Source organism: Streptomyces sp. CB09001, assembly GCF_003369795.1.
Lineage (GTDB): Bacteria > Actinomycetota > Actinomycetes > Streptomycetales > Streptomycetaceae > Streptomyces.
In genome coordinates this window covers 349,449-361,957 of the sequence record NZ_CP026730.1, presented here as the reverse complement: position 1 = coordinate 361,957, position 12,509 = coordinate 349,449, and the positions used below count along the sequence as shown (strand labels likewise).

9 protein-coding genes and 1 pseudogene are annotated in these 12,509 nt (G+C 70.9%); 6 read left to right on the top strand and 4 right to left on the bottom strand.

Annotated elements, in window-relative coordinates; all coding sequences use genetic code 11:
• From C4J65_RS01780 to C4J65_RS01760, 5 genes and pseudogenes are all read left to right on the top strand, one after another.
• Positions 1-882, top strand: coding sequence for a carbohydrate ABC transporter permease (locus C4J65_RS01780; RefSeq protein WP_205350944.1), 882 nt, complete (start codon positions 1-3; stop codon positions 880-882).
• Between the two features lie 60 nt (positions 883-942).
• Positions 943-3,024: a sugar-binding domain-containing protein gene (locus C4J65_RS01775; RefSeq protein WP_115740748.1), complete on the top strand. Its 2,082-nt coding sequence runs from the start codon at positions 943-945 to the stop codon at positions 3,022-3,024.
• A 123-nt stretch (positions 3,025-3,147) separates the two neighbouring features.
• Positions 3,148-4,818, top strand: a complete 1,671-nt coding sequence (locus C4J65_RS01770; RefSeq protein ID WP_115740747.1) for a sialidase family protein — start codon at positions 3,148-3,150, stop codon at positions 4,816-4,818.
• A 55-nt stretch (positions 4,819-4,873) separates the two neighbouring features.
• Positions 4,874-5,131: a hypothetical protein gene (locus C4J65_RS01765; protein WP_115740746.1), complete on the top strand. Its 258-nt coding sequence runs from the start codon at positions 4,874-4,876 to the stop codon at positions 5,129-5,131.
• Positions 5,029-5,370 (top strand): annotated as a pseudogene (locus C4J65_RS01760) (ROK family protein); the annotation flags it as partial. The gene C4J65_RS01765 and the pseudogene C4J65_RS01760, both read left to right, overlap by 103 nt.
• Positions 5,371-5,416: 46 nt before the next feature.
• Here the strand turns inward: C4J65_RS01760 and C4J65_RS01755 are convergent.
• Genes C4J65_RS01755 through C4J65_RS01740 form a run of 4 tightly spaced genes read right to left on the bottom strand, consistent with a single transcriptional unit; the run spans position 5,417 to position 9,934 of the window.
• Positions 5,417-6,796 (bottom strand): GH1 family beta-glucosidase, encoded by a 1,380-nt coding sequence (locus C4J65_RS01755; protein WP_115740745.1) that lies wholly within the window; start codon positions 6,794-6,796, stop codon positions 5,417-5,419.
• A 41-nt stretch (positions 6,797-6,837) separates the two neighbouring features.
• Positions 6,838-7,665: a carbohydrate ABC transporter permease gene (locus C4J65_RS01750; protein ID WP_115746253.1), complete on the bottom strand. Its 828-nt coding sequence runs from the start codon at positions 7,663-7,665 to the stop codon at positions 6,838-6,840.
• A gap of 5 nt (positions 7,666-7,670) precedes the next feature.
• Complete coding sequence (locus C4J65_RS01745) at positions 7,671-8,624, bottom strand: sugar ABC transporter permease (RefSeq protein ID WP_162833528.1); 954 nt, start codon at positions 8,622-8,624, stop codon at positions 7,671-7,673.
• Positions 8,625-8,647: 23 nt separating this feature from the next.
• Positions 8,648-9,934: a sugar ABC transporter substrate-binding protein gene (locus C4J65_RS01740; RefSeq protein WP_162832972.1), complete on the bottom strand. Its 1,287-nt coding sequence runs from the start codon at positions 9,932-9,934 to the stop codon at positions 8,648-8,650.
• Positions 9,935-10,219: 285 nt separating this feature from the next.
• Between C4J65_RS01740 and yicI the strand changes: the two genes are divergently transcribed.
• Positions 10,220-12,490 (top strand): alpha-xylosidase, encoded by a 2,271-nt coding sequence (gene yicI / locus C4J65_RS01735; RefSeq protein WP_115740743.1) that lies wholly within the window; start codon positions 10,220-10,222, stop codon positions 12,488-12,490.
• The last annotated feature ends 19 nt before the right edge of the window (positions 12,491-12,509 follow it).

The window sequence follows — 12,509 nt, the reverse complement described above, 5'->3', positions numbered from 1 at the left end:
ATGACCAGCCAGACCAAGAAGGCGGGCCGGAGCATGTCCCAGCCCCGCCCGGGACCGCTCCAGTACCTCGTGCTCGGCCTCCTCGCCCTCGTGTTCGTCTACCCCATCTGGTGGGCCGTCAGCTCCTCGCTGAAGCCGCCGGCCGACATCGTCCGCGACCCGCTGTCCTTCTCGCTCGGCTCGGCCACGCTCGACAACTACCGGGCGATGTTCGACGACGTGCCGATCGGCACCGGGTTCGTCAACACCGTGCTCGTCGTGGCCGTCAAGGGCGCGATGACCATGTTCTTCTGCCCGCTGGCCGGCTACGCCTTCGCCAAGTACCGCTTCCCCGGCAAGAACCTGCTCTTCGGCGTGCTGATGCTGACCCTGATGCTGCCGACCCTCGTACTGGTCATCCCGCTGCTCCTGGAGATGAGCGAGCTGGGCTGGGTCAACACCTACCGGGCGCTGATCCTGCCCGGCAGCATCGACGCCTTCAGCATCTTCTGGATGCGGCAGACCATCGCCGCCGTGCCCGACGAACTCCTCGACGCCGGACGCGTGGACGGAGCGAGCGAGTTCGGCATCTTCGCCCGGATCGTGGTGCCGGTCATCCGGCCGGGCATCGCCGCGCTCGGCGTCCTGACCGCCATGAACATCTACAACGACTTCGTCTGGCCGGTCGTCGCCGTCAACGACGAGAGCCACCAGACGCTCCAGGTGGTGCTGTCCACCCTCGCGCAGAACGTCACCGGCAACCGCGTCGGCGCCGACTTCGCCACCGTCTGGGGCGAACTGCTCGCCGCCGGAAGCATCGCGATGCTCCCCGTACTGGCCCTCTTCGTCCTGCTGCAACGCCACTTCATCAACGGGATCCTCGCGGGCAGCGTCAAGGGCTGACCTCCCCCGGTACACCCGCCGACTCTCCCGCAGCCGCACCGAATCGGAGCACACACGCCCATGACCACCCCCCGTCCCGAATACCCCCGGCCCCACTTCGACCGGTCCCACTCCTGGCTCACCCTCAACGGCACCTGGGACTTCCGCGCCGACCCCGCCGAGCGGTACGCGGCCGACGCCCCCGACGGCTACGACCGGTCGATCACCGTGCCCTTCGCCTGGGAGACGCCCGCCTCCGGCATCGCCGAGCACTGGCTCCGGACCGCCTGGTACCGGCGCACGTTCACTGTGCCCTCCGACTGGGCCGGACAGCGCGTCATCCTGCACTTCGGCGCCGTGCACCACGCCGCGACCGTCTGGGTCGACGGCACCGAAGTCGCCCGCCACGAGGGCGGCTACACCCCCTTCGCCGCCGACGTCACCGACGCGCTCGGCGACGGCGATCACCTGCTCACGGTGCGGGTGCACGCCCCCGCGGACAAGCTGGACATCGCCCACGGCAAACAGCGCAGCATGCCCCGCGACGACTACGACGGCGTCTGCTTCACCCCGTCCTCGGGCATCTGGCAGAGCGTCTGGCTGGAAGCCCGTCCCGCCACCCACCTCGCCGCGCTCCGGCTGCGCCCGAACGGCGACCTGACCGGCATCACCGTCGAAGCCGTCGTGCACGGCCCCGCGGCGGACCGCGCCGAACTCCGGCTGCGGGTACGCGACGAGGACACCGCAGTCACGGCGACCGTGGACCCCGACGGACGGCTCAACACCGAACTCCCGCTCGCCGCACCGAGGCCGTGGTCGCCCGAGGACCCGCACCTCTACCACGTCGACGCCGAACTCACCTCCGCCGACGGCACCGACCGGGTCGCCGCGTACACCGGACTGCGCACCGTCACCGTCGACGGCGAATCCCTGTACCTCAACGGGCGGCGGCTGTTCGTGCGCGGTGTGCTCGACCAGGGCTACTGGCCCGAAAGCGGCATCACCGCCCCCGACGACGCCGCCCTGCGGCACGACCTCGAACTCGCGGCCGAGGCCGGCTACAACCTCGTCCGCAAGCACCTCAAACTGGAGGACCCCCGCTTCACCCACCACGCCGACACCCTCGGCATGCTCCTGTGGGCCGAACCCGCCTCGCCCGGCCGCTTCTCACCCGCATCCGTCACCGCCTTCACCGAGCAGATCGAGCCCATGGTCGAACGCGACGGCAACAGCCCCGCCATCGTCATCTGGGGCCTGTACAACGAGGAATGGGGCCTGGACTGGGACATTCCCGGCGACCCGGCCAAGCAGCGCGCCACCGCCGACGCCTACGACCGCCTCAAGGCCCTCGACGCCACCCGCCCGGTCGTCGACAACTCCGGCTGGACCCACGTCAAGACCGACCTGCTCGACTGGCACTACTACGACGAGAGCGCCGCCTCCTGGGCCACCACCGTCGCCGAGCTGCTCTCCGGCGAACGCGACGACTTCCCCGTCAAGCTGGGCCCCGACCTCGTCGTCCACAAGAAGCTCGCCGTCCCCGGTCAGCCGCTGCGCGGCCTGCCCAACCTCAACAGCGAGTACGGCGGTGGCTTCACCGGCCTGGACCGCGCCTGGCACCTGCGCTGGCAGACCCAGGAGCTGCGCCGCCACGACCGGCTCGCCGGGTACGTGTACACCGAGCTGTACGACATCGAGCACGAGAGCGCCGGGCTGCTGGACTTCGGGCGCGGCGCGAAGGACCTCGCGGGCGTCGACCCGGCGCACGCCAACGCGCCGACCACCCTCGTCCTGGACGTGACGCCGGTGGCACCCGGCCGCGACCTGCTCACCCCCGGCCCCGACTTCACGGTCGACGTCCACGTCTCCCACCACGGCGCCGACCCGGTCGCGGGCACCCTGCACACCACCTGGACCCCGGTGTACGCCAGGACGCCCGACGCTCCCGGCGACGCCGTCCCCGGCGGCCGCGCGGAGGCCAAGCCATACGTCCTCGGCGCCCCCGTCACCGTGCCCGCCGCGCTGCCCGAGGGCTGGACCAGCGGCCGGCTGCACCTGGCACTGGTCGTGGACGGCACCGTCGCCGCGCGCACCGCGCTGGACGTGGACACGCGTACCGCACCCCACATCGGCGACGACCCGCAGGCGCTCCCGACCGCCTGACTCCCGACCGCCTGACTCCCCACCGACCCACCGACCCACCGACCCACCGACCCACCGGCCCACCGGCCAACCGGCCAACCGACCCCGCACCACCCGACATCCCCACCACCAAGGAGTCGATCCGTGCGCAACCCGTCACCCACCACTCTCAGAAGATCACCGGCCCTGCTCGGCGTCCTCGCCCTGCTCACGGCCCTGCTGTCCCTGTGGTCACAGCCCGCGTCGGCCGCGCCCGCCGGCCAGGTCCTGGCGTCGCCCGACCTCGCGGCCCACCCGCAGGGCGACAACAGCTACCCGCGCGCCGTCCGCCTCGACCACGACGGCTCGGCGGGCCAGACCATGCTGGCCACCTACGCCCGGCGCGAACAGGGCGCCACGAACACCCTGCCCGTCCACCGCAGCACCGACGGCGGGCGCACCTGGAGCGCCGCCCCCATCTCCACCATCACCTCGCACACCCCGGGCTGGGACATCGAGGCACCCGTCCTCTACGAGGTGCCGCGCACCGCGAACGGCCTGAACCAGGGCGACCTCCTCGCCGCCGGCACCGCCTGGCAGGCCGGCGACTACACCACGCAGCGCGTCGAGGTCTTCAGGAGCACCGACCACGGCCGGAGCTGGCAGTACCTCTCCGACTGCACCCGCACCAGCGGCCTGCCCGACACCATCGGGCACGGCATCTGGGAACCCTGGTTCCTGCTGGCCCCCGACAACACGCTGGCCTGCTTCATCTCCGACGAGCGGCCCGCGAACAGCCCGACCAACAACCAGGTCATCGGCCACTACACCTCCACCGACGGCGGCCGCACCTGGAGCGGCACCCTCACCCAGGACGTCGCCTTCCCCGCCGACAACCTGGCCCGCCCCGGCATGTCCATCGTCGTCGCGCTGCCCGACGGGCGGTTCATGATGGCGTACGAGATGTGCCGGGACGCCACCGACGCCGACCACGCCTGCGAGGTGTACACCAAGACCAGCCCCGACGGCCTGAACTGGGCGCCCGCCGACAATCCGGGCACCCTGGTGCGCACCGCCGACGGCAGGGAACTGCTGCACACCCCCTACCTCGCCTGGGTGCCGGGCGGCGGACCCGACGGCACACTGCTGATGTCCGGCCAGCGCGTGGTGAGCGGACCCACCGGGAACAAGACCGTACTGTCGGAGTCCGGCACCGTGGTCTTCGCCAACACCCGCCTCGGCGCGGGGGAGTGGACCGAGATCGAGGCCCCGGTCCAGACCGGCCCCACCGGCGGCTACAACCCCGGTGAGCCCTCCTGCCCCGGCTACAGCTCGCCGATCGTGCCGCGCGCCGACGGCACCTCCTTCCTCTACCTGACCGCCACCTGGCTCGGCACCGGCAACCAGTGCCAGGTCCGCTTCGGCACCGGAAGCCTCGGCGGACCGGTCGGCCAGGTCACCACGCCGTGGGTCGCGGGCAAGTGCCTCGATGTCGACACCAACACCAGCGGCAACGGCAACGCCGCCCAGCTGTGGGACTGCAGCACCGCCACCGGCCAGCGCTGGTCCGTGGCCCCCGACGGCACGGTGCGCGCGTTCGGCAAGTGCCTGGACATCGACGGCAACGGCACGGCCAACTTCACCAAGGTCCAGGTGTGGGACTGCGCCCCGGGCGTCGGCGGCCAGCAGTGGCGCCACCAGGCCGACGGCTCGCTGCTCAACCCGCAGTCCGGCCGCTGCCTGGACATCCCGTCCGGCGGCACCGCCAACGGCACCAAGCTGCAGATCTACGACTGCAACGGCCTCGGCACCCAGAAGTGGAACCTGCCCGCCTAGCGGCGAGGGCACCCGGGGCCCGGTGCCCCGGGTGTCGCATACGCTCGACAGCACCATGATGAACAACCTCACCCCCCTGGAGCCGAAGGCCGACAAGGCCACGGTCAGACGGCACAACCTCAGCCTGGTCCTGAGGGCCGTGCACGACGCGGGGGAGGCGACCAGGGCCGGCGTCGCCACGCACGTGGGACTGACCCGGGCGGCGGTGTCGTCGCCGAACTCGAACGCCGTGCCCGGCGGGGCGACCCCTGCGCACTGTCCGCGATCGATCGGGCCGGACGGCAACTGGGCGTCGTGGTCTCGGGCGCGGTGAACCTCTTCGACCCCGAGGCGGTGATGCTCGGCGGCGTCTACCGCGAGCTCATGGAGTGGCTCGCTCCGGCCGTCGACCGCGAACTCGCCCTGCGCGTGGTGTCCGGGCTGTGGAGCGAGGCCGGCAAACGGCTGCGGGCCGCGTCCTCGCTCGGCGACGCGGCCCGGGGCGCGGCCGGCGTGATCGTCCGCGAGGTACTGGCCGACCCGGCGGCGTACGCGGAACGGGACGCGGCCTGACGCGGAGGGCGGCCGCCCGGCAGCGCTCCACGTCAGGCCGCCTCCTTCACCCGCGGTTGGCGGCGATCATCTCCCGGTACCAGCGGTAGCTGTCCTTGGGGGTGCGCTCCTGCGTGTCGTAGTCCACCCGCACGATGCCGAAACGCTTGTCGTAGCCGTACGCCCACTCGAAGTTGTCCAGCAGCGACCACACGTAGTACCCGCGTACGTCCACGCCCGCGTCGATCGCCGCCCGCAGCGCCGTGAGGTGGTCGCGCAGGTAGGCGACCCGGTCGGCGTCGTGCACCGTGCCGTCGGCGGCGGCCGCGTCGTCCTCCGCCGAGCCGTTCTCGGTGATGTGAACGGGTGGAAGCGCGTCGCCGTACCGCTCCCTCAGCCGGACCAGCAGGTCGGTGAAGCTGTCCGGCACGACCGGCCAGTTCATCGCCGTGTGCCGCACTCCGGGGTGCTGTACCTCCTCGTAGCGGTTGTCCGTCGCCACGCGCCGGGCCGGGTCGCTCTCGCGGTGGGGGGCGTCGGCGACCACGATCGGCCGGTAGTAGTTGACGCCGAGGAAGTCCAGCGGCTGGGAGATCAGCCCCAGATCACCCTCCCGCCGGAAGTCCTCCCCGGTGATCAGCTCGCCCCAGGTCTCCTCCTCGGTGGCCGGGTAGCGGCCCGCGAGGATCGGCTCGGTCCACACCAGGTTGTGCTGGGTGTCCGCGCGGACCACCGCCGCCAGGTCGGCGGGGGAGTCGGTGGCGGGCAGGTTGCGGTCCAGGTTGAGCGTGATACCGACCTCGCGCACCCCGGCCGCGCGCAGCGCCCGCACGGCCAGCCCGTGGCCGACCAGCAGGTGGTGGGCGGCGGCCAGGGCGCCCCGGCCCTCCTTGGCGCCGGGCGCGTGCCGGCCGATCGAGTACCCGAGGAAGGAACTGCACCACGGCTCGTTGAGGGTGATCCAGCGCGGCACCCGGTCGCCCAGGTGCTCCGCGACCACCGCCGTGTACTCGGCGAACCGCTCCGCCGTCTCCCGCACCCGCCAGCCGCCCCGGTCCTCCAACGCCTGTGGCAGGTCCCAGTGGTAGAGGGTGGCGGCCGGTTCGATGCCCGCCGCCAGCAGTTCGTCCACCAGGCGGGAGTAGAAGTCGAGCCCCTTGGGATTCACCGCGCCCGAGCCGTCCGGCACGATGCGCGGCCAGGCGATCGAGAAGCGGTACGAGTCCACGCCGAGGTCGCGCAGCAGGGCCACGTCCTCGGGGTAGCGGTGGTAGTGGTCGCAGGCCACGTCACCGGTGTCGCCGTTCACCACCAGGCCGGGGGTGTGGCTGTAGGTGTCCCAGATCGACGGACCGCGGCCGTCCTCGGTCGCTGCGCCCTCGATCTGGTACGAGGCGGTCGCGGCGCCGAGGACGAAGCCGGGCGGGAAGCTGGGGTACTCACTCATGCTGTGCTGCTCATCTCCATGCGTTCGGGGCGGTGCGGGGGTCACTTGACGGAGCCGCCGGAGATCCCGGCGGCGATGTACTTCTGGGCGAGGACGAGGAGGATCGCGGCGGGCACCGCGGACAGCACCGACGCGGCCATCACCGAGCCCCAGTCGCCGACGTGCGCGCCGATGTACTGGTAGATGCCCAGGGTGATGGGCTTGACCTCGTCGGTCGTGTTCAGGGTGAGCGCGAACATGAAGTCGCTCCACGAGAACAGGAACGCGAACAACCCCGACGTGATCAGCGAGTTGCGGCTCATCGGCAGCACCACCCGTACGAAGGTGCGGACCGGACCGGCGCCGTCGATCTGCGCCGCCTCGATCACCTCGCCCGGGATGGACACCATGAAGGAGCGCATCAGCACGATGGAGAACGGGATGCCCAGCGAGGCGTCCGCCAGCATCAGCCCGAAGTAGGAGTTGACCAGGCCCAGGTCGACGTAGGAGTTGTAGAGCGCGTTGGCGATGACGATGCCCGGCACCATCTGGGTGATCAGCGTGCCGAACACGATGGTGCGCGAGCCGCGCAGCCCGAACCGCGCGAGACCGTACGCGGCGGGCGCCGAGACCGCCAGGCAGATGGCGACCGCGCCGAGCGAGACCGCCAGCGAGGTCAGCAGGTGCCCGCCCTGGTCGCTGATCGCCTTGGAGAAGCCGGAGAAGTCCAGGCTGCCCGGCACCGGGTCGACCTGGAGCAGCCCCGAGTCGGGCTGGAGCGCGGTGTTGAGCATCCAGTACAGCGGGAACAGCATCACGCACAGGATCAGAACGCCGGCGACGGTGGAGCCCCAGCGGCGCCGGGAGGCGGTGGGCGTGTGGGAGGCCATGGACGTCACTTCCCCTCGGTGCGGTTGGCCCGCAGGTAGAACACCGCGAACACGGCGGAGATCAGGATGAGTACGTTGCCGACGACGGCGCCGGCGCCGAAGTCCAGCTGGACGAACGAGTTCTGGTAGGTCAGGGTGCCGAGCGTCTGGGTGGCGTCGGCCGGGCCGCCGTCGGTCAGGGCGAGGATCAGGTCGAGGATCTTCACCGTCGACATGAAGCCCAGCACGAGGACCACCGTCACGACGGGCTTGAGCATCGGCAGGGTCACCGAACGGAAGGTCCGCCAGGCAGAGGCCCCGTCCAGCGCGGCCGCCTCGTGCAGCTCCTTCGGGATCTCCTGGAGGCCGCCGTACAGGATGACCATGTTGAACGGGATGCCGATCCAGATGTTGACCAGGATGACCGAGAGCAGGGCCATCTCCGGGCTGGTCAGCCAGGGCGTGTGACCGCCGATCCCGAGCGTGTCCAGGAACGAGTTGAGCACGCCCGTGTCCTGGTCGAGGATGCGCCGCCAAACGATGCCGGACACCACCATGGGCACCAGCCAGGGCAGCAGGATCAGCGAGCGCAGCACACCGTTGAGGGGGAAGCGGCGGCTGAAGAACACCGCGAGCGCCAGGCCGATGCAGAACTGGCCGAGCAGGGAGCCCGCCGTGAAGACGAGCGTGTGCCACAGCGCCTTGCCGAACAGGGCGTCCTGGAACACGTTGGACCAGTTGTCGGCACCGTTGAAGGGCGCCTCACCGGTGAAGAAGGTCTTCGGCGTGTAGTCCTGGAAGCTCATCACGACGTTGCGCACGAGCGGGTAGCCGAAGAACAGCAGCATGAAGACGACGGCGGGGGCGACGAACCCCCACTGGGTGAGCCGGCGGCGGCGCGCGATCCGGCCGGGGTCCGGCGCGGCGGGCGACGTGGACGCCTTCGCGGGCGCCTGCGCGGCGGCGGTGGAGGTGGGCATGGGCGTGGTCATGGGGGCGTACCTCAGTTCCCGCTCGTGGCCCGCTGCTGGGCGCGCTTCAGGGCGGTCTCACTGGACTGGCCGGTCAGGGCCGACTGGAAGGCGCTCTGCAGCGCGAGTGACACGCTCGACCAGCCGGCGCCGAGCTTCGCCGTCCGGGACCGGGCGACGGCCACCTGGTCGGCGAGGGAGTCCAGCTCGGGCACCTTCTCGCGCCAGGCGGCGGCGGCCTCGGCGTTGGCCGGGACCATCCAGCTGTTGAGCGCGTAGGTCAGCTGCTCCCGCTCGCTCGCCAGACACGCGACGATCTTGCCGGCCGTCTTCTCCCGGGCCTCGTCACCGGTGTTGGGCACGGTGAGGACGGCACCGCCGAGCGGGCCGACCGAGTCGTCCCCGGCCTCGGGCACCGGGATCGGCGCGATGCCCCAGTGCAGCGACTTGTCGCTGTTGAGCGTCTCCACCTGCCACGGGCCATTGATCATCATCGCCGCGTTCCCGGCCATGAACTGGTCGTTGACGTCCGCCTGGGTCCAGTTGACCGTCGACTTCGACAGCGAACGGTCCTTCAGCAGACCCTTCCAGTAGTCCAGGGCCTCGACCACCTTCGGGCCGTCCAGGTCGGTCTCGTCACCCCCGTTGGACCACATGAACGGCGTGAACTGGAAGACGCCGTCCTCCGCACCGCCCGCGCTGAGCGCCAGGCCGTACTGCTTGCCCCGCGTGAGCTTCTTCGCCGTCTCCCGCAGCTCGGCCCACGTGGTGGGCACCTGCACGCCCGCCTTGTCGAGGACGTCCTTGTTGTAGAAGAGGGCGAGCGTGTTCACCGAGCGGGCCGCGCCGTAGTACGTGCCCTTGTACGAACCGAAGTCCACGATCCCGTCGGGGACGTCGTCGGTGCTCAGCCCGAGGGTCCGGAGGTCGACCAGGCCGCCCGCGTCGGCGAAGGTCGGCATCTCGGACGCGTCGAACTGCACGATGTCGGGCAGCGACTTGGACGAGGCCATGCGCAGCGCCTTCGTCATCACCTGTGCCGCCGGGACGCTCTGCTGCTCGATCGTGACGCCCAGCTCCTTGCCGCAACGGGCCATCGCCTCCGCGTCCCAGCGGTGGTACGACTCGTCGGTCGAGGAGTTCATCACGGTGTACGTGCCGGCGTCGCGCTGCTGTCCGCAGCCGGCCAGTGCCGCCCCGGCGACCAGCACGGACACCGCGGTGAACGGGGCGACGACTCGGCGTGAGCGTCCTCGCCCGCGGCGCGCGGCAGCCGGGGGGTGTGCTGTCAAGGCGAGCGAGGTGAAGCGCTTCGACATGGTGCGGGCCCTTGCTGTCGTACCGTCCGGCTTCCTCGCCGAACTGTTTTGTTTGATGTGATGACTAATACGTCACGAACCCGCTTCCGCGCTAGAGCAAAGTGGCCCCGCTCTCTACGTTCCGCGGGGTGAGGAGACCGTTCTCTTGCGTAATAATGCCAGTTCAGCGCGCTGGAGCCGGTGTGAACACCTCGGCGTCGGGATTTGTTTTGTGTACGATCAAAACGCTGTGAGACGGCCCCCGTGCTCCCACCCCGACAGCTCCCGCCCCACCCAAGGAAGATCATGAAGTTCACCGACGGCTTCTGGCTCATCCGCGAGGGCGTGCATCTCTCGTACGCCACCGAGGTACGCGATGTACGCCCCGAATCGAAGCGCTTCACCGCCCACGCCGCCGTGAAGAAGGTGACGCGGAGGGGGGACACGCTCAACGCGCCGCTCCTCACGGTCGAGTGCTTCTCACCCGCCGAGGGCGTCATCGGCGTCCGCGTCACCCACCACGCCGGCAAGCGCCGGCCGGGCCCAGACTTCACCCTCTCCGGGGCGGCGGACGGCGCCGGCGAGGTACGCCAGGACGGCACCGTCACCGAGCTGACCAGCGGCCCGCTCACCCTCCGCCTGGACCGAGAGGGCCCCTGGGGCCTCACCTTCCATGGCGCGGACGGGCGTGAGCTGACCCGCGCCGACGCCAAGGGCACTGCCTTCGCCACCACCGGCGACGGCGCCCACCACATGCTCAGCCGCCTCGCCCTCGGTGTCGGAGAGCAGATCTACGGGCTCGGCGAGCGCTTCACCCCGTTCGTCAAGAACGGCCAGGTCGTCGACATGTGGCAGGCCGACGGCGGCACCAGCAGCGAGCAGGCCTACAAGAACATCCCGTTCTACCTCTCCTCGCGCGGCTACGGCGTCTTCGTCAACCACCCCGGCGCGGTCTCCTTCGAGGTCGGCTCCGAGTCCGTCGGCCAGGTCCAGTTCAGCGTCGAGGACCAGACGCTGGAGTACTACGTCGTCGCCGGCCCCACCCCCAAGGACGTCCTCACCCGCTACACCGCCCTCACCGGCCGCCCCGCCCTGCCGCCGGCCTGGTCCTTCGGCCTGTGGCTCACCACGTCCTTCACCACCTCCTACGACGAGCAGACGGTGACCTCGTTCGTGGACGGCATGGCCGAGCGCGGCATCCCGCTCTCCGTCTTCCACTTCGACTGCTTCTGGATGCGCGAGTACCAGTGGTGCGACTTCGAGTGGGACCCGGACGTCTTCCCGGACCCGGACGGCATGCTCGCCCGGCTCAAGGCCAAGGGCCTGCGGATCAGCGCCTGGATCAACCCCTACATCGCCCAGAAGTCCCCGCTGTTCGACGAGGCCGCCGCCCTCGGGCACCTGGTGCGCAGGCCGGACGGCGACATCTGGCAGTGGGACCTGTGGCAGGCCGGCATGGGCCTGGTCGACTTCACCAGCCCCGCCGCCCGCGACTGGTACGCAGGCAAGCTCAAGCCGCTGCTCGACCAGGGCGTGGACTGCTTCAAGACCGACTTCGGCGAGCGCGTGCCCACCGACGTGGTCTGGCACGACGGCTCCGACCCGGTGCGCATGCACAACTACTACACGCACCTGTTCAACCGCACCGTCTTCGAACTCCTGGAGAAGGAGCGCGGCCAGGGCGAGGCCGTCCTCTTCGCCCGCTCCGCGACCGCGGGCGGCCAGCAGTACCCCGTCCACTGGGGCGGCGACTGCTGGTCGTCCTTCGAGGCGATGGCCGAGTCGCTCAGGGGCGGCCTGTCCCTCTCGCTGAGCGGCTTCGGCTTCTGGAGCCATGACATCGGCGGCTTCGAGGGCACACCCGACCCGGCGGTCTTCAAGCGCTGGCTGGCCTTCGGCCTGCTCTCCTCGCACAGCCGGCTGCACGGCTCCTCGTCGTACCGGGTGCCGTGGGAGTTCGGCGAGGAGGCCGTCGACGTCGCCCGCCGCTTCACCCTCCTCAAGCACCGCCTGATGCCCTACCTGTACGGCGTCGCCGCCGAGGCCCACCGCACCGGCGTGCCCATGATGCGGCCGATGGTCCTGGAGTTCCCGCACGACCCGGCGTGCCGTCCGCTGGACCGCCAGTACATGCTCGGCTCCGACGTCCTGGTCGCCCCGGTCTTCACCGAGGACGGCGAGGTCGAGGTCTACCTCCCCGAGGGCACCTGGACCCACCTGCTGACCGGCGAGCGCGTCACCGGCCCGGCCTGGCGCACCGAACGGCACGGCTACGACAGCCTGCCGCTGTACGTCCGCGAGGGCGCCGTCCTGCCGCTGGGCTCGGACGACCAGCGGCCCGACGGCGACTGGCTGGACGCCCCGACCCTGCTGGTCCACCCGGCCGACGACGCCGACTACGCGGCCGAGGTCACCGTGCCCGACCTGCTGGGCACACCGGCCGCGACCTTCCGGGTGCGGCGCGACGGGGACGTCCTGCGGGTCACCGCGAGCGGCACCGACCGCCCCTTCACCGTCCGGGTCGCGGGCGGCGCGAGCGCGGAGGGCGAGGGCGAGGTGACCGTAGCGCTGCCGTGAGGCCGCCGTCGTGAGGCCG